Annotated in this window: 21 protein-coding genes and 1 tRNA gene; 7 read left to right on the top strand and 15 right to left on the bottom strand. The window is 70.5% G+C overall.

Going from position 1 to position 13,942, the window contains the following annotated elements:
• Nucleotide 1 precedes the first annotated feature (1 nt).
• Nucleotides 2–688, bottom strand: coding sequence for a metallophosphoesterase (locus tag KUG38_RS01255; RefSeq protein WP_216918686.1), 687 nt, complete (start codon nt 686–688; stop codon nt 2–4).
• Between the two features lie 121 nt (nt 689–809).
• Here KUG38_RS01255 and KUG38_RS01260 point away from each other — a divergent pair, with 121 nt between their 5' ends.
• Entirely contained in the window at nt 810–1,163 is a 354-nt protein-coding gene (locus tag KUG38_RS01260) for a hypothetical protein (RefSeq protein ID WP_216918687.1), read from the top strand.
• Between the two features lie 33 nt (nt 1,164–1,196).
• On the opposite strand, the gene KUG38_RS01265 is transcribed toward KUG38_RS01260, so the two are convergent.
• Nucleotides 1,197–1,517 (bottom strand): MgPME-cyclase complex family protein, encoded by a 321-nt coding sequence (locus KUG38_RS01265; RefSeq protein ID WP_216918688.1) that lies wholly within the window; start codon nt 1,515–1,517, stop codon nt 1,197–1,199.
• A gap of 13 nt (nt 1,518–1,530) precedes the next feature.
• Nucleotides 1,531–2,280 carry a pyridoxine 5'-phosphate synthase gene (locus tag KUG38_RS01270; protein ID WP_216918689.1) on the bottom strand — a complete coding sequence of 250 codons (750 nt, stop codon included), beginning with the start codon at nt 2,278–2,280 and terminating at the stop codon, nt 1,531–1,533.
• 142 nt (nt 2,281–2,422) lie between these two features.
• Here KUG38_RS01270 and KUG38_RS01275 point away from each other — a divergent pair, with 142 nt between their 5' ends.
• From KUG38_RS01275 to grxD, 4 genes are read left to right on the top strand one after another with little or no spacing between them, the layout of a single operon-like run.
• Nucleotides 2,423–3,151, top strand: a complete 729-nt coding sequence (locus KUG38_RS01275; protein WP_286195497.1) for a lysophospholipid acyltransferase family protein — start codon at nt 2,423–2,425, stop codon at nt 3,149–3,151.
• A 29-nt stretch (nt 3,152–3,180) separates the two neighbouring features.
• Nucleotides 3,181–3,756, top strand: coding sequence for a hypothetical protein (locus tag KUG38_RS01280; protein ID WP_190609742.1), 576 nt, complete (start codon nt 3,181–3,183; stop codon nt 3,754–3,756).
• A gap of 47 nt (nt 3,757–3,803) precedes the next feature.
• Nucleotides 3,804–4,037, top strand: a complete 234-nt coding sequence (locus tag KUG38_RS01285) for a BolA family protein (protein WP_190545371.1) — start codon at nt 3,804–3,806, stop codon at nt 4,035–4,037.
• 23 nt (nt 4,038–4,060) lie between these two features.
• Complete coding sequence (gene grxD, locus KUG38_RS01290; protein ID WP_216918690.1) at nt 4,061–4,384, top strand: Grx4 family monothiol glutaredoxin; 324 nt, start codon at nt 4,061–4,063, stop codon at nt 4,382–4,384.
• Nucleotides 4,385–4,433: 49 nt separating this feature from the next.
• On the opposite strand, the gene KUG38_RS01295 is transcribed toward grxD, so the two are convergent.
• Nucleotides 4,434–4,700: a DUF6761 family protein gene (locus KUG38_RS01295; RefSeq protein ID WP_094584149.1), complete on the bottom strand. Its 267-nt coding sequence runs from the start codon at nt 4,698–4,700 to the stop codon at nt 4,434–4,436.
• A 203-nt stretch (nt 4,701–4,903) separates the two neighbouring features.
• On the opposite strand from KUG38_RS01295, the gene KUG38_RS01300 reads away from it, so the two are divergent.
• Entirely contained in the window at nt 4,904–5,695 is a 792-nt protein-coding gene (locus KUG38_RS01300) for a response regulator transcription factor (RefSeq protein ID WP_216918691.1), read from the top strand.
• Nucleotides 5,696–5,725: 30 nt separating this feature from the next.
• On the opposite strand, the gene KUG38_RS01305 is transcribed toward KUG38_RS01300, so the two are convergent.
• The 7 genes from KUG38_RS01305 to KUG38_RS01335 form a co-directional block, all read right to left on the bottom strand.
• Nucleotides 5,726–6,241: a hypothetical protein gene (locus tag KUG38_RS01305; protein ID WP_286195499.1), complete on the bottom strand. Its 516-nt coding sequence runs from the start codon at nt 6,239–6,241 to the stop codon at nt 5,726–5,728.
• Between the two features lie 29 nt (nt 6,242–6,270).
• A complete protein-coding gene (locus KUG38_RS01310; RefSeq protein WP_216918693.1) occupies nt 6,271–6,552 on the bottom strand; it encodes a hypothetical protein in 282 nt (93 codons plus the stop codon).
• Nucleotides 6,553–6,622: 70 nt separating this feature from the next.
• A complete protein-coding gene (locus KUG38_RS01315; protein ID WP_286195500.1) occupies nt 6,623–7,558 on the bottom strand; it encodes a carbon-nitrogen hydrolase family protein in 936 nt (311 codons plus the stop codon).
• A gap of 8 nt (nt 7,559–7,566) precedes the next feature.
• A complete protein-coding gene (gene crtH, locus KUG38_RS01320; protein ID WP_216918695.1) occupies nt 7,567–9,144 on the bottom strand; it encodes a carotenoid isomerase in 1,578 nt (525 codons plus the stop codon).
• Nucleotides 9,145–9,209: 65 nt separating this feature from the next.
• Nucleotides 9,210–10,601 (bottom strand): FADH(2)-oxidizing methylenetetrahydrofolate--tRNA-(uracil(54)-C(5))-methyltransferase TrmFO, encoded by a 1,392-nt coding sequence (trmFO, locus tag KUG38_RS01325; RefSeq protein WP_216918696.1) that lies wholly within the window; start codon nt 10,599–10,601, stop codon nt 9,210–9,212.
• Nucleotides 10,601–10,723, bottom strand: a complete 123-nt coding sequence (locus KUG38_RS01330; protein WP_015108528.1) for a photosystem II protein Y — start codon at nt 10,721–10,723, stop codon at nt 10,601–10,603. The genes trmFO and KUG38_RS01330 overlap by 1 nt, the downstream gene beginning before the upstream one ends.
• Before the next feature lie 30 nt (nt 10,724–10,753).
• Nucleotides 10,754–11,269 carry a gamma carbonic anhydrase family protein gene (locus KUG38_RS01335; protein WP_216918697.1) on the bottom strand — a complete coding sequence of 172 codons (516 nt, stop codon included), beginning with the start codon at nt 11,267–11,269 and terminating at the stop codon, nt 10,754–10,756.
• 85 nt (nt 11,270–11,354) lie between these two features.
• Between KUG38_RS01335 and KUG38_RS01340 the strand changes: the two genes are divergently transcribed.
• A tRNA-Lys gene (locus tag KUG38_RS01340) sits at nt 11,355–11,426 on the top strand.
• Between the two features lie 55 nt (nt 11,427–11,481).
• Here KUG38_RS01340 and KUG38_RS01345 read toward each other — a convergent pair.
• The 4 genes from KUG38_RS01345 to KUG38_RS01360 all read right to left on the bottom strand — a co-directional run.
• Entirely contained in the window at nt 11,482–11,748 is a 267-nt protein-coding gene (locus tag KUG38_RS01345; RefSeq protein WP_216918698.1) for a type II toxin-antitoxin system RelE family toxin, read from the bottom strand.
• On the bottom strand, nt 11,723–11,959 hold the full coding sequence (gene relB, locus KUG38_RS01350) for a type II toxin-antitoxin system RelB family antitoxin (RefSeq protein WP_094584158.1): 237 nt from the start codon (nt 11,957–11,959) through the stop codon (nt 11,723–11,725). The genes KUG38_RS01345 and relB overlap by 26 nt, the downstream gene beginning before the upstream one ends.
• A 22-nt stretch (nt 11,960–11,981) precedes the next feature.
• Nucleotides 11,982–12,671, bottom strand: coding sequence for a response regulator transcription factor (locus KUG38_RS01355; RefSeq protein WP_216918699.1), 690 nt, complete (start codon nt 12,669–12,671; stop codon nt 11,982–11,984).
• Nucleotides 12,672–12,722: 51 nt separating this feature from the next.
• Nucleotides 12,723–13,942 (bottom strand): iron uptake porin (locus KUG38_RS01360; RefSeq protein WP_216918700.1); only part of this gene is annotated, 1,220 nt, incomplete at its 5' end.

The raw sequence follows: 13,942 nt of genomic DNA on the forward strand, positions 1-13,942 counted from the left end.
CTCAGAGGGCGCGGCTCAGCGCCGAGCCGGGGGACGGGGCCGCCATCGGGCTGCCCGCCGCTGCCCCGTTGCTGACCTGGCGCGTCAGCCGCGTTTCGGGGCAATAGGCGGTGAGATCGCCGCCGTAGCAGGCGCCGGTGTCGAGCAGGACGATCGAGCCCAGGCGCCGCAGGCCGGGACCCGGGGTGTGGCCGACGATCACCTCGCCGAAGCGGTTGTCGTAGGCCTGCCAGAAGGCCAGCCTCACGTTGAGGTCGGGTTGCCAGGTGCGGGGATCGAAGCCGGCATGGGTGGCCACCCAGCCCTGACCCCAGTAGGCGAGGGGCAGCTGGTCGAGGCGGTCGCGCCAGAGGCGACAGCGGGCCGCTCCGAGCTGGCGGTAGGTGTCGTTGCCGTGCAGGTCGGGACGGCCGGACGCCAGGCCCGCGTCGAGCTGACGCACCAGGTCCCGCTCATGGTTGCCCTTGAGCCACACCGCCCGCTGGCGACGCACCAGGTCCCAGACCAGTTCCATGGACTCCTCGATGCGGGAGCCGCGGTTGATCACATCGCCGCAGAACACCAGACGATCGCCGGCCGGCAACTGGACCAGAAGGCGTTGCAGAGCGTCCGCGCATCCATGGACATCACCGATGACCCAGTGCTGGGGTGGACGGTGATGGGGTGGACGCCGGTCCGGGAACGTCATCAAGAAGGATGCTTCCCCCCAAGTGTTGCCTCTGGAGTGGGTTTCTGTCACCCCCGCCGGCGCCGGCGGGTCTCCAGCGCTGATACGGTGCGCCCTCGGTGCACCCTGGAGGCAACGGGCGATGGACCTGAAGAATCTGCCGGTCACCCAGCGCGTCAACGCCCTGGTGAAGGCCCTCGACGGGGCGAAGCGCACCAACGAGGCCCTGGCCCGCTGCAGTGACGGCGAGCAGATGCTGGACGTGCTGCTCGATGCGTCCTCCCGGCTGGGGCTGGGCCTGACCCGCTGGGAACTGCAGAACACACCGCCGATCCGGGACTGGATCTGGTGGAAAAACAAGGAGGCCCCCCTCACCATCGGCGACAGCAAGCCGCGCTACCAGCAGGACGGCGGCCAGGGCAAACCCCGTCCCGCGGCATCGGACCAGGACGGTGGTCCCGACGCGCCCCGGCGCCGTTTCCTGGGCCTGTTCTGACCTGCCGCTCCGGCGCCCGCCGCCGCCCCTGGCTCAGCTCAGGGTGGCCAGCGGGTCGGGAATCGTGGCGCTGGGTGCCTCGAAGCTGCCCACGGCCACGAATTCCAGCCGCAGCTTCATGAAGGTGATGAACTTCTCGTCGGTGGACACCACTGCCGCCGCCGGCCTCGGCACGGCGGCCAGGCCGGCGGCCAGCTCGGCAGCCTCCAGGAAGGCGGGGCGCTCCAGAAGCCAGAAGTCGATGGCCTTGTCCTTCTCGGCGTAGTTGCGCCGGCGCTCGCGCAGCACCTCTTCCAGGGGTTCCTCCTCGAGCAGGAAGGCACGGCTGGCGGCGACGAAGTGGTAGCGGGTCATGGCGGGAGGGGCCTCAGGGCTGGCGGTCGCCGAACAGCGGGTCGCGGCGGGGATTCTGCACCAGCGCCCGCATCTGCCGCACCGCCTCCTGGAGGCCGACCACCAGGGCGCGGGCCACGATCGTGTGGCCGATGTTCAGTTCCTCCATCCCCTCGATCGCGGCGATCGGTTCGACGTTGTGATACGTGAGGCCATGGCCGGCATTGACCCGCAGGCCGAGCTCCCGGGCGATGGCGGTGGCTTCGGTGATCCTTGCCAGCTGGAACGGCTGCTCCCCCCAGGCGGCCTCGGCATAGGCGCCGGTGTGCAGTTCCACCCAGCGGGCGCCGCACTGGCGGCTGGCCTCGAGCTGGGCGTCGTCGGGATCGACGAACAGGCTGACGCCGATGCCCGCCTCCATCAGGCGCCCCGTCAGGGGCGCGAGGCTCTCCACCTGTCCGGCCACGTCCAGGCCCCCTTCGGTGGTCACCTCCTCCCGGCGTTCCGGCACCAGGGTCACCATGTCGGGCCGGACCCGCAGGGCGATCGCCTCCATCTCCGCCGTGGCAGCCATCTCCAGGTTCAGCCGGGTGCGGACGGTGGCCCGCAGCAGCTCCACGTCCCGGTCCTGGATATGGCGCCGATCCTCCCGCAGGTGCACGGTGATGCCGTCGGCGCCGCCCAGCTCGGCCAGCAGGGCGCAGCGCACCGGATCGGGCTCGACGGTGCGGCGGGCCTGCCGCACGTTGGCGATGTGGTCGATGTTGACCCCGAGGCTGGCCATGGGCGGCAGGTGGCTGAAGCGATCCTGATCGCACCGTATCGGTCGCCGGGGGAGCGGCCGCAGGGCCAACTGCCCGCCGCCGGCCTTCAAGGGGGGATCCAGCCCCTAGCGTCGACATCGACGTTCTGCCGGATCGAGAGTGTTGGCGGCGCAGACGCCCTCCGGACCAGGCCTTTCCCCGGTGATCAGCCGGCGGGAGCGTTCCCTCTGCAACGGCATCAGCCCCTGGCTGTCCCCGGTGGCGATGGTGGTCACCATCGATCTGGCTCTCCAGGGCTATTTCAGCGAGCTGACGGTGCTCGACCGCGAGAATCTGCCCCGCGACGGAGCCGTGCTGCTGGCCCCCACCCACCGGGCCCGCTGGGACGCGCTGATGCTCCCCTGGGGGGCCGGCCGCCGGGTCACGGGCCGGGACTGCCGCTTCATGGTCACGGCCGACGAGATGAAGGGTCTGCAAGGGTGGTTCCTTCACCGTCTCGGCTGTTTTCCCGTCAACCAGGGGCGCCCCACCCTGGCCAGCCTGCGGTTCTCCGTGGAGCTGCTGTCCGCTGGCCAGCAGCTGGTGGTGTTTCCCGAGGGCCGCATCCGGCGCGAGGACGGCCCGATCCGCCTGCACCAGGGGCTGGCCCGCCTGGCCCTGCTCGCCGCCAGCCAGGGGGTGGAGGTGCCGGTGGTGCCGGTGGGCATCGCCTATGGCCACGCCGATCCCCGCCCCGGCGACAGGGCCGCCCTCTGCTTCGGCCGCCCCCTGCGGGCGGAGGGCCAGGGTCGCCAGGCGGCCCTGGACTTCAGCGCCGAGCTCGCCGCCGCCATGGAGTCGGCCGAGCAAGCGGCCCGCGCCGTGGTGGGTCGCCCGATCGGCTCCCCGTAAAGTTCGGCCGTTACCCGTCAGGCGTCGACGTGATCAGGCCTTCCGCCGTTTCTTCCCTTCGATCCGCCCGGCCATCGGGCCTGGCCGGGGTCTGCGGCAGCTGCCTGGCCCTGCTGGCCCTGGCGCAGCCGCTTCTGCAGCCGCCGGCCCGGGCCCAGGCCACCCCCCAGACGGTCCAGCCGGCCGGCACCGATCTCAACCTCTCCTCGGTGAAGACCCTCCTGGCCAGGGGTGACGCGGCGGTGGCCAGCGGCAACCTGGCCGAGGGCCGGCGCCTCTACGACCTGGCGCGTGACGCCAGCCGCCGCCTGCTCGGCTTCTACCGCGACCTGAGCGGCTCCTTCCGCGGTCTCGACGCCCGCATCCCCCGCGAGATGGACGACAAGGGGCGGGAGGCCCTGACCCTGCTGGCCGAGTCCAACCTGCGGCTGGCGGCCCTGTTCCGCCGCCAGAACGAGCCCGAGGTGGCGATTCCCCTGCTGGTGGAGGTGGTGAAGATCATGACCCCCACCAACGAGGGCGGGCGCAAGGCCTACCAGCAGCTGGTGGAGCTGGGTTTCGTGATCACCCCCTACACCGCGCCGGGATCGACCGCCGGTGGGTGATCGTCCTTAGATTCCAGCCTTACGTCATCTCCCCGATCCCCGCCGCCATGGTGCAACCGGAGCAGGTCAAGGACGCGATCCTGCGCGCGCTCCCCGATGCCGCCGTCGAGGTGGAGGATCTCACCGGGGGTGGTGATCACCTGCAGGTGAGGGTCGTCTCCGGTGCCTTCGCCGGCCTTAACCGGGTGCGCCAGCACCAGCTCGTCTACGGCGCCCTGCGCAGCGAGCTGGCCAGCGAGGCGATCCATGCCCTGGCGCTGCAGACCTCCCTTCCCTCCTGACGTTCCCCTTCGCGATTCCGACCATGGATGCCAGCACCCGTCAACGCATCGACACCCTGATCAACGCCAGCCCGGTGATGGTCTTCATGAAGGGCAACAAATTGATGCCTCAGTGTGGATTCTCTAACAACGTCGTCCAGATCCTGCAGTCGCTCGGTGTGCCTTTCGAGACGTTCGACGTCCTCTCCGACATGGAGATCCGCCAGGGAATCAAGGAGTTCTCCGACTGGCCCACCATCCCCCAGGTGTATGTGAAAGGGGAGTTCCTCGGCGGCTCGGACATCCTGATCGAGATGTACAACAGCGGCGAGCTGCGCGAGAAGCTGGAAGTGGCCCTGGCCTCATGAGGCCCCCGGACCGCACCACGGCGCCGGCGGCCCGGCCCTCCGCGGCCGGTCAGTAGCGGCTGCGCTCCATCATCAGGCGGGGCTGGCCGTCGGGCCCCAGGAAGCTGGACGGGTCCTGGATCCAGCGGTCGATCAGCTCCTCCAGCCGGCGCTGGGACTGGTGGTCCAGCACGGCCGTGCGACGCAGGGCATGGAGGTAGCCGTCCGCGTAGAGGCGCAGCTCGGAGGGTCCGTGGTGACGGTCGGACAGGGCCTGGCAGGCATCACACAGGGACTGGAAGTGGCGGATCGCGTCGGGGTGTTGGAGTGCTGTCATGGCTGGGGTCGGGCCCCTGGCGTCATTGTGGCGGCGAAAGCCGGCAGATGGCACCATCCTGCCGTGCCGGGACCGTCTTCCGGGGGCGGACAGTTGACAAGGCATCGCCCGTCACCGGCGTCTCCGCACATTTCCAGTTAGCGTTGACACACTCAATCGGCTGTCGGCACTTCCGCTTCTGATTTCATCGTGATGCCGAGGAGATGCCCGTGGCCCAGGACAAGCTGACTGATCCAGGAGGAACCCCTCGGAGAGTTCTCGTTGTGGACCCCCACGCGACCCTCCGCACCGTTCTCGCCCAGCGTCTGCGTCAGGATGGGCACCTGGCTGCGGCCGTCGCCACCGCCCGCGAAGCCCTGGAGATCTGCCAGGAGCAGTCCCCCGATCTGCTGGTGAGCGCCGAGCTGCTCGAGGAGACCTCGGCCCTGCGCCTCGCCGCCCAGCTGCACTGCCAGGTGATGGTGCTCACCGCCCGCTCCGGCTCGGAGCCCGTGGTGGCCCTGCTGGATGCCGGCGCCGACGACGTGCTGCGCAAGCCCTTCGGGCTTGAAGAGCTGGCGGCCCGCTGTCGCACCCTGCTGCGCCGCAGCGGCAGCGGCCTCCAGGAACGGGTCTGTGTGGGCCCCCTGGAGGTGCACCTGCTGCTGCGCCAGGTCACCCTGCGGGACCAGCCGGTGGAGCTCAGCCCGCGGGAGTTCGCCCTGCTCTGCGCCCTGCTGATGCCCCCGGGGGTGGTGCGCAGCCGCCAGGAACTGCTGCGGATGGCCTGGCCCCCCTTCAGTGGCGGCCCCCGCTCGGTCGACACCCAGGTGCTCACCCTGCGCCGCAAGCTCGAACAGGCCGGCCTCGGGGAGGGCGGCGCCATCGAAACGATGCGGCAGCAGGGCTACCGTTTCAGCCTCGACACCTTGCCCGAGCTCAGTGAGGAAGCTGCTGGCGCCACCGGTTCGGGTCTGCTGGTCACCTCCCCCGGCAGCTCCTCCCGCCTCAACTAGGCCCTGGCCCGACAGGTCGGTAGGACCTGCTCAGGTGGGCCGCAGCATCAGGGCCGCGGCTTCCCCCGCCAGCAGGAGGCCGCAGAGGAGGGCCAGCAGCCGGTAGGTCCAGGGCGGGCTGATCCTGTTGATGCCCTTGGTGGCGATGCCGGTGGCGGCACTGAAGCGCTCCAGGAAGTCCTCGAAGCGGGCCACCCGCTGGGGCAGCAGCCAGGCCGCGCCGCTGCGATCCCCCTGTTCGCCCGCCGTGCGCACGTAGTAGACCCTGCCCCCCTGGCTGGTGGTGACCGGGGTGAGGGCTGTGATGCGTTGCCAGGGCAGCTGCCAGCCGCGGCGCAGCAGCCAGGAGCACCAGGGGGGATGGCCCACCCGCAGCTCCCGTTCGTCGAGCTCCACCCGCTCACTGGTGATGGCGACCACCAGCAGCAGGCCGGCGATGGCGGCCAGCAGCAGGGGCAGCCGCAGGGAGGCGGGCGCCAGCACCGGCAGGGGCACCACCAGGGCCAGGTAGAGGGCCAGCAGGGTGAACCGGATCAGCGGCGCCATCGGATAGCGATGGCACGACGGCTCTCCACTCATCGGTCCTCGGGGGATCCGGGCAGGGGCTCGATGACCTGGGAGGGCTGGTAACGGCCTCCGAACACCTCCGCCTCCCGCCCTTTCCAGAACTCGCCCAGCCGCATCAGGTCGGCGTGGGCTTCGCCGAGCCGTTCGACGTACTCGTTGGGCTCCATGGTGTCCTTGGCCTCCTTGAGCTTGCTGAGCCGCAGCAGGTGCCAGACCCAGGGCTTGGCCATCTCGCCACGGGCCTCCAGGTAGCGCGCCAGGTCGGAAGAACTGGGAGTCGGAGCCGCCATGGACACGCAACAAATGTTTACACAGTTTACCGGCGCCCCTGCTCCGGCGTGGCCGGCCGGCCGGCCGCTGTCAGTAGAGCTCGGGCCGCAGGTCCTCGTGGTAGCGGGTGGCGGCGGGGTGGGTGGGTCCGTACTCGCCGGGCCGGCAGTCGGCGATCAGCAGGGTGGCCTCGGGCCGGGCAGCCGCCAGCACATCGCCATGGGGGCCGCAGATGACACTGTTGCCCAGGTAGGACGCCATCACCCGGCCGTTCACCGTCTCCTCGCCGCAGCGGTTGGCGTAGGCCACGAAGCAGCCGTTCTGGAAGGCATGGGCGGGGATCAGGGTGCGGGACACGTCCGGATAGGGCCGGTCGGTACGCTCGCCGGTGCTGAGCTCGGCCCAGACATCGGCGGCCGTGGGGATCAGCACCAGTCGGGCCCCCTCCAGCGCCAGGCGCCGGGTGAGCTCGGGGAACTCGGCCTCGTAGCAGTTGAGCAGGCCCACCCCCACCCCGTTCACCGGCTGCACCGTGAACGCCGCCCCCTCCTCGGGATGGTGGTAGCCGGCGCTCCAGCAGCGCTTCTCGTCCGGTCCCCAGAGGTGGGTCTTGCGGTAGTTGCGCAGCAGCGCGCCGTCCCGGTCAAACAGGGCGATGGCGTCGTAGAAGCGCTCCTCGCCGGCCACGGTCGCCCGTTCGGCGTAGGGACAGGCCACCGCCAGGCCATGGCGGCGCGCTGCGGCGGCCACGCGCCGCAGGCTGGGGCCGTCCACCGGCTCGGCCAGCTGCCGCACGATCGACGGGGTGACGATGTAGCCGGTGAGGTAGAGCTCCGGGAAGGCCAGCAGCTGCACCCCATGGCCCGCCGCCAGCTCGCAGAGGTGCTCCAGCCGCTCCAGGTTCTCCTCGAGGGCCTCAGGCGTGCCGGCGCTGCCGCTGCCCTGCCAGATCCCCAGCCGCAGGCCCTCGCCGGCGGCCGGCGGCTGCGGCCGCACCACGCAGTGCAGGCGGTGATCGGGAACCATGGGGTGCTTCATGCCGGCAGGCTCCAGGGGTTGAGGCCCAGGTCGGCGCCGATGCGGTGGGCGCAGGCGAAGCCGCTGAAGGCCACCGCATTGAGGCCCTGGCCGGGGAAGCAGGAATCCCCCACGCAGTAGAGATCGGGGATGGCGGTGCGGTTGAAGGGCATCGGCAGCAGGCCCGGCAGCCGCAGGGCCGGCACCGGCCCGTAGCTGCCGCCGTGGCGGCCCAGGAAGCGGCGGTGGCTGCGGGGGGTGCCGATCTCCCGGTGGGTGATCGCCCCCTCCAGGCCCGGCAGGATCGCCTCCAGGCGGCGGATCAGCCGGGAGGCGGCGGCCTCCTTCGCGGCCCGGTAGGCCCCCGGCGCCAGCCCCTGCCAGGGGGCCATCTCCGAGGGGGTGAAGGTGTGCACGATGTGGTGGCCGGCCGGGGCCAGGGAGGGATCCAGCAGGGTGGGGATCGAGACGAAGATCACCCCCTGCTCGGCCTCCATGTCCTCCCAGCGCTCCAGCAGCAGGTGGTGGACATGGCTGCCGGGGGGGATCGCTTCGGCCCGCACCCCCAGATGCAGGGAAAGGAAGGAGGAGGAGGGCCGGTAGCGCCGCCGCCAGGTCTGCTCGGCCGCCGGGGTGTGGGCCTCGTCCACCAGGGAGCCGAAGGTGTCCCAGCGGGTCGCGTTGCTCACCACCCGGCGGGCGCGGATCTCCTCGCCGCCGGCCAGTTTCACCCCCACGGCGCGGGTCTGGGGTCCCTCGCCCTCCAGCAGCACCTTCACCACCCGCGAGCGGTAGTGAATCGTGCCGCCGTGGCGGCGCAGGCCCGCCACCAGCTTCTCGGCGATCACGCCGACGCCGCCTTTCGGGTAGTTGATGCCGCCGGCGTGGCGATCGGAGAACACCATGCCGGCGTTGATCATCGGCGTGCGATCGGCGGGCATCACCGACCAGCAGAAGCACTCCATGTCGATGAACTTGAGCAGGGCCGGATCGCTGATGTGGGCACGGGCCACGGCGCCCACGTTCACCGGCAGCCAGCGGGCCAGCCCCAGGCAGGCCAGGGGCGCGCGGAAGAACACCTTGGCCAGGTAGGCGGGGTCCTCCAGCGACAGCAGCGGCATCGCATCGAGGCAGCGGAACACCTGCCAGCAGGTGTCGTAGAAGCGGCGGATGCCCACCGCTTCATGGGGAAACAGGGCGGTGAGATCGGCCAGGAAGCGCTCGTAGTCCCGGTCGACCGCCACCGACAGGCCGCCGGGCAGGTGGTAGGCCAGCTGGGCGGGGTCGGGGATCGTCTCGCAGTGCTCGCCCACGTCGGCCAGGGCGCGGGTGAGCAGGTTGGTGTGGCCCTGGGTGCCGAAGCCGAAGATCATCGAGGCGCCGACGTCGAAGGTGTAGCCGTCGCGCTGGAAACTGCCGCCGCTGCCGCCGGGGATCAGGTAGCGCTCCAGCACCAGCACCGAGGCCCCCTTGGCCGCCAGCTGGCTGGCGGTGACCAGCCCGCCGATCCCTGAGCCGATCACGACCACGTCCCAGGGGCGGCCATCGGCCGCGGTGAGGGGGGCGGCGGCGGAGGAAGGGACGGTGACGGTCACCGGAACCAGGCGAACGGGAGCGGCCCGACCCTAGGAAGCGGCCCGGCTCCGGGGGGCGGGCCGGCTCAGCCCGCGGCAATCGCCACCGCCGAAGTTGCGGCCCGGCGCTGGGCGTCCCAGGCGGCCAGATCCGCCAGGGCCCGATCGCGGTAGGCGCCATAGCGGCGGCGTTTGTCGCGGATGCGCTCCGGCAGCTCCGGCATCAGGCCGAAGCTGGGGGGCATGGGTTGGAAGCCCCCCTTGCGGGCACCGTGGCTGCGCTCCTCATCCGAGATGAAGCCCAGCAGGGCACCGGCCATGGTGGTGGGCGGCAGGCTCAGGGGCGGCAGGCCCCGCACCAGCCGGACGGCATTGGTGCCGGCCAGCCAGCCGCCCGCCACCGCGGCGGCGTAGCCCTCGGTGCCGGTGATCTGGCCGGCGGCCAGCAGGGTGGGCCGCTGGCGGAACTGCAGGGTGGGCTGCAGCAGCTCGGGGGACTCCAGGAAGGTGTTGCGGTGCATCACCCCGAAGCGCACGAAGCTGGCGTTCTCCAGGCCGGGGATCATGCGCAGCACCCGCTGCTGTTCGCCCCATTTCAGGTTGGTCTGGAAGCCGACGAGGTTCCAGAGCTGGCCGTCCCGGTCCTCCTGGCGCAGCTGCACCACCGCATGGGCCCGTTTGGCGCGGCGCACGTCGCGGTCGTGGAGGTCGCCCCAGCGCGGATCCCAGAGACCGATCGGCTTGAGCGGGCCGTAGCGCATGGTGTCTTCGCCGCGGCGGGCCAGCTCCTCGATCGGTAGGCAGCCCTCGAAGAAGGTGGCGCTCTCCTGCTCGAAATCCTTCAGCTCCGCCTTCTCCGCCTCCAGCAGGGCGGTGCGGAAGGCGAGGTACTGCTCCCGGTCCATGGGGCAATTGATGTAATCGGCGTCGCCCTTGTCGTAGCGGCTGGCCCGGAAGGCCACCGACAGGTCTATCCCCTCCCCCTCCACGATCGGGCTGGCGGCATCGAAGAAGTGGCAGGACTCCCGCCCGGTGAACCGAAGCAGGTCGTCGGCCAGGGCGGCGCCGGTGAGGGGCCCGGTGGCCAGCACGGCGATCTCCTCCGGGTCGGGCAACGCCAGCTGCTCGCGCCGCTCCACCGTCACCAGGGGATGGGCCTCGACGGCGGCCGTGAGGGCGGCGCTGTAGCGGCCCCGATCGACGGCCAGGGCGCCGCCGGCGGGCACCGCATGGACATCGGCGGTGCGGATCACCAGCGATCCCAGTCGCCTGAGCTCCTCCTGCAGCAGGCCGGCGGCCCGGTCGGGGGAGAGGGAGCCGAAGCTGTTGCTGCAGACCAGTTCGGCGAACTCGCCGCTGTGGTGGGCCGGGGAGGGGCGCACGGGCCGCATCTCCACCAGCCGCACCGGAATCCCGGCCTCGGCGATCTGCCAGGCGGCTTCGGTGCCGGCCAGGCCGGCACCGATGACGACAACCATCAGGCGCGGGCGCGCTTGAGCATCAGTTGCAGCTGACCCACGGCGGCGCGGCCGATGTTGAAGGCGGCCCAACCCACGGCCAGGAGGATCGGAGCAGCGACGAGCAGCAGCCGGAGGTCCATGGCGGGGGAGGGGAAAACGTTGGCGGGATCCTAACGGAGTCCAGCGTGAACCTCCGCCAGCTGGCGATAACGATGCGCATGCTGGCGCTGGGCCTCGATCGCGGCGGCATCGAGCTGGCGTTTCACCACCGCCGGAGCCCCCATCACCAGGGCGCCTGGGGGCACATCCCGGGTGACCACCGCGCCGGCCGCCACCAGGGCCCCGGCCCCCACCGTGACGCCGTTGAGCACGATGGCGCCGATGCCGATCAGGCAGCCGTCCTCCAGCGTGGCGCCATGGACCACGGCCCGGTGGCCGATGGTCACATCGGCGCCGATGGTCACGGGCTGGCCCGGATCCCCGTGCAGCACGGCGCCGTCCTGCACGTTGCTGCCCTCCCCCACAACGATCGCGCAGACATCCCCCCGGGCCACGGCGGTGGGCCAGAGGCTGGCCCCCGCCGCCAGCTCCACATCGCCGATCACCACCGCCGACGGGGCCACCCAGGCGGCGGCGTCGATGCGGGGGGCGTCCCAGCGGCTGGGCCAGGGGTCGGGGCTGGTCATGGCGCGTGGCCTCGATGGGGGGTCAGGGTGCGGCGACCGGTGGGCTTGGAGAGGGTCACCGCCGGGTGATAGCTTCCCCAGCGACGGGTCGCTAGCTCAGCGGTAGAGCATTCGGCTTTTAACCGACTGGTCCTGAGTTCGAATCTCAGGCGACCCATCCCAACCACCGCAAAGCCCACTAGCCATACGCCTCTTTGCTGCAGCGTGCTGGGTTATCGGTAGGCCTCGCTCCGGTGGCTGACTCCGACCACCAGCACGACAAGCTGCGCATCTTCGATCAGACAGATCACCCGGTGGTCGCCAACCCGGTAGCGCCAGAGTCCTGCCAGGCTGGCCGCCAGGGCCTTGCCTCTCTGACGCGGATCCTCGGTCTCCTGCAGGAGCCGGTTCATGGACCGCAAAAGGTTCTGCGCGGTCGAGCGATCCAGCTTCTTGAGCTGGCGCCTGGCCGTTTCAGAGATCCGAAGTGTCCAGACCAAGTTCTTTCACCACCTCGTCGAGGCTGTAGGTCCTTTCCTGTCCCAGTCGCATCCGTTCCACGGCGGCGGCCCCGAGGTAGGCATCCTCCAGGTCGTCCAGGCCCTGCTCGATCAGCTCCCGTAGATAGAAGGCCTTGGTCCGCCCCGTTTCGGAGGCCAGCCGATCCAGCCGCGCCTCTGTTGCCGGGTCCAGGCGGACGGATGTGGCCATGGAGTCATCTGAATGCGTGTATTCAACCTAGCTGCACCATCCCGCAGCGCACCCCCTTGAGCACGGCCTGCAGGCGGTTGTTGACGCCCAGGGTCTGGAGCAGCCGTTTGGTGTAGGTGCGGGCCGTGGCGTCGCTCACCACCAGCTTCTGGGCGATCTCCCGGTCGCTGAGGCCGCTGGCCAGCAGGTCGAGCACCTCGTACTCCCGCGGCGTCAGTCGCGGACAGCTGAGGTAGGGGAGCTTGCCGGAGCGCAGGGAGGGGCTGCGGTAGGAGTGGTGGCCCATCACGGCGATCACGGCGGCCTGCAGGGGCCGCTGGTCATCGACGATGTCGGCCTCGGCCACCACGGCCTCCAGCCAGGGGGCGTGCTCGTACTCCGCCGGAATCACATCACCCAGGGCCAGCATCACCACCTTGAGGTCGGGATAGAGCTCTTTGGCCCGGCGGGTGAGGTCGAAGCCGTTGCCGCTCTCCAGGTGGTCGGTGCACAGCAGCAGGTCGTAGGGCTCCTGCTGCAGATAGTCGAGGCAGCCCTGCTCATGGGTGATGGCGCAGCCGATCAGGCTGCGGTCGCTGATGCTCTCGCACAGGGCTCGCAGCAGGAAGCGGCCCTTCATGGCGATCGCCACCTTTCCCCCGGAAGCCACTGAAAGCAGCACCGCATCGAAGGTGTTGCCCTCCAGGCTGCCCAGGAACGGCGTGAGATCCATGGTGGCCAGGCCATCCAGGTCACCCTCATCATCCGTTCCCGCGGGTCGGGATCAGAACCGGAAGGTGGTCTTCACCAGTCCGCCCAGCTGCCGGAAGGTGGTGCCGGGGGTGGTGTCCTGCCCCAGGGGCCGGCTCAGATAGAAGAGGGCCGGCGTCACGCTGATGTTGTCGGTGACCTGCCACTTGTACCACCACTCCCAGGCGAAATTGCCGTCCTGGGGCGTCTGACCATCGGCCAGAGCCGTGGCGAAGACGGGCTGGCCCACCGCCATGCCGAGGGCGTTGCCTTTGACGAAGGCGTCGTCCCACTGCAGCCCCACCATCCACGACTGGCTGGTGCGCAGGGCGCCGGGAGCCTGGGCGGTGTCGTAGCTGGTGCCGTTGATGCCCCAGCCCAGGCTGATGGAGGGAATCCAGCCGGAGTTGGCCGGCTGCCAGTAACCGCTGACGCCGAAGGCATCGGTGCGGCTGTTGGGGTTGGCCTCGAAGGTGAGGCCGGTGAAGGGGGTGGTGCTCGGCACCCCCACGCCCGACTGGATACGGGAGTAGATCGCCGCCAGGCCCCACTGCTCCTTGGCGTAGCCGATCTGCACCGTGCCGGTGCCAGCCGAGGCCACGGTGCCGATGCCGCCGATGTTTGGATCCCCCACATCACCGTTGGCGGCCACGTAGTTGGCGCTGATGCTGAAGCCGCCCTGCTGCCACCAGAGGCCGGCCCCGGGGCCGAGGTTCTTGTTGTAGGCCGCCGGGGCGCCGTTGAGGGTGAACAGGTTCAGGATCGTGTCGGAGGGGTAGGCGCTCGGCCAGAGGGCGAGCATGTCCTCCTGGCCCACCCGGCCGCCGAAGGTGGCGGTGAACTGGCTGCCGATCGGGAACTGGTAGAAGATCTTGTCGATCGCCACCACGTCGCCGCAGTCCGCGCCGGCACCGCAATCCTCCTGGAAGGCCGCCTCCAGGGTGGAGAGGCCACCGGTGGGACCGGCGCCGCCGAAGGCGGAATCGGCGAAGTTGCCGGCCCGCAGGATCGTGCGCAGCAGGTCCTTGCCGGTGAAGCTGGTGTCGAAGCTCAGCTGGATGTCGTAGCTGAAGGTGGTGGCCCCCACGGCGGCCCGGGCGGCATCAACGGCTGGGGTGTCACTGCCGGAAAACGCATTGGCACCGATCACGAAGGTGGCCTGGCCGCTCAGCTTGGTGGTGGTGGAGAACTGGGTGGCCTCGAGCTCACCCACCTTGGCCTCCAGGCCATCCACACGGCCGCGCAGCACGGCGA

This window comes from Synechococcus sp. CCAP 1479/9 (assembly GCF_019038535.1).
Classification (GTDB): domain Bacteria; phylum Cyanobacteriota; class Cyanobacteriia; order PCC-6307; family Cyanobiaceae; genus Cyanobium.

What these genes read in the sequence shown, in the direction of transcription:
- KUG38_RS01255 (WP_216918686.1), bottom strand. Translation starts at nt 688, where the DNA reads ATGACGTTCCCGGACCGGCGTCCACCCCATCACCGTCCACCCCAGCAC.
- KUG38_RS01260 (WP_216918687.1), top strand. Translation starts at nt 810, where the DNA reads ATGGACCTGAAGAATCTGCCGGTCACCCAGCGCGTCAACGCCCTGGTG.
- KUG38_RS01265 (WP_216918688.1), bottom strand. Translation starts at nt 1,517, where the DNA reads ATGACCCGCTACCACTTCGTCGCCGCCAGCCGTGCCTTCCTGCTCGAG.
- KUG38_RS01270 (WP_216918689.1), bottom strand. Translation starts at nt 2,280, where the DNA reads ATGGCCAGCCTCGGGGTCAACATCGACCACATCGCCAACGTGCGGCAG.
- KUG38_RS01285 (WP_190545371.1), top strand. Translation starts at nt 3,804, where the DNA reads ATGGTGCAACCGGAGCAGGTCAAGGACGCGATCCTGCGCGCGCTCCCC.
- grxD (WP_216918690.1), top strand. Translation starts at nt 4,061, where the DNA reads ATGGATGCCAGCACCCGTCAACGCATCGACACCCTGATCAACGCCAGC.
- KUG38_RS01295 (WP_094584149.1), bottom strand. Translation starts at nt 4,700, where the DNA reads ATGACAGCACTCCAACACCCCGACGCGATCCGCCACTTCCAGTCCCTG.
- KUG38_RS01300 (WP_216918691.1), top strand. Translation starts at nt 4,904, where the DNA reads ATGCCCGTGGCCCAGGACAAGCTGACTGATCCAGGAGGAACCCCTCGG.
- KUG38_RS01305 (WP_286195499.1), bottom strand. Translation starts at nt 6,241, where the DNA reads ATGGCGCCGCTGATCCGGTTCACCCTGCTGGCCCTCTACCTGGCCCTG.
- KUG38_RS01310 (WP_216918693.1), bottom strand. Translation starts at nt 6,552, where the DNA reads ATGGCGGCTCCGACTCCCAGTTCTTCCGACCTGGCGCGCTACCTGGAG.
- KUG38_RS01315 (WP_286195500.1), bottom strand. Translation starts at nt 7,558, where the DNA reads ATGGTTCCCGATCACCGCCTGCACTGCGTGGTGCGGCCGCAGCCGCCG.
- trmFO (WP_216918696.1), bottom strand. Translation starts at nt 10,601, where the DNA reads ATGGTTGTCGTCATCGGTGCCGGCCTGGCCGGCACCGAAGCCGCCTGG.
- KUG38_RS01330 (WP_015108528.1), bottom strand. Translation starts at nt 10,723, where the DNA reads ATGGACCTCCGGCTGCTGCTCGTCGCTGCTCCGATCCTCCTGGCCGTG.
- KUG38_RS01335 (WP_216918697.1), bottom strand. Translation starts at nt 11,269, where the DNA reads ATGACCAGCCCCGACCCCTGGCCCAGCCGCTGGGACGCCCCCCGCATC.
- relB (WP_094584158.1), bottom strand. Translation starts at nt 11,959, where the DNA reads ATGGCCACATCCGTCCGCCTGGACCCGGCAACAGAGGCGCGGCTGGAT.
- KUG38_RS01355 (WP_216918699.1), bottom strand. Translation starts at nt 12,671, where the DNA reads ATGGATCTCACGCCGTTCCTGGGCAGCCTGGAGGGCAACACCTTCGAT.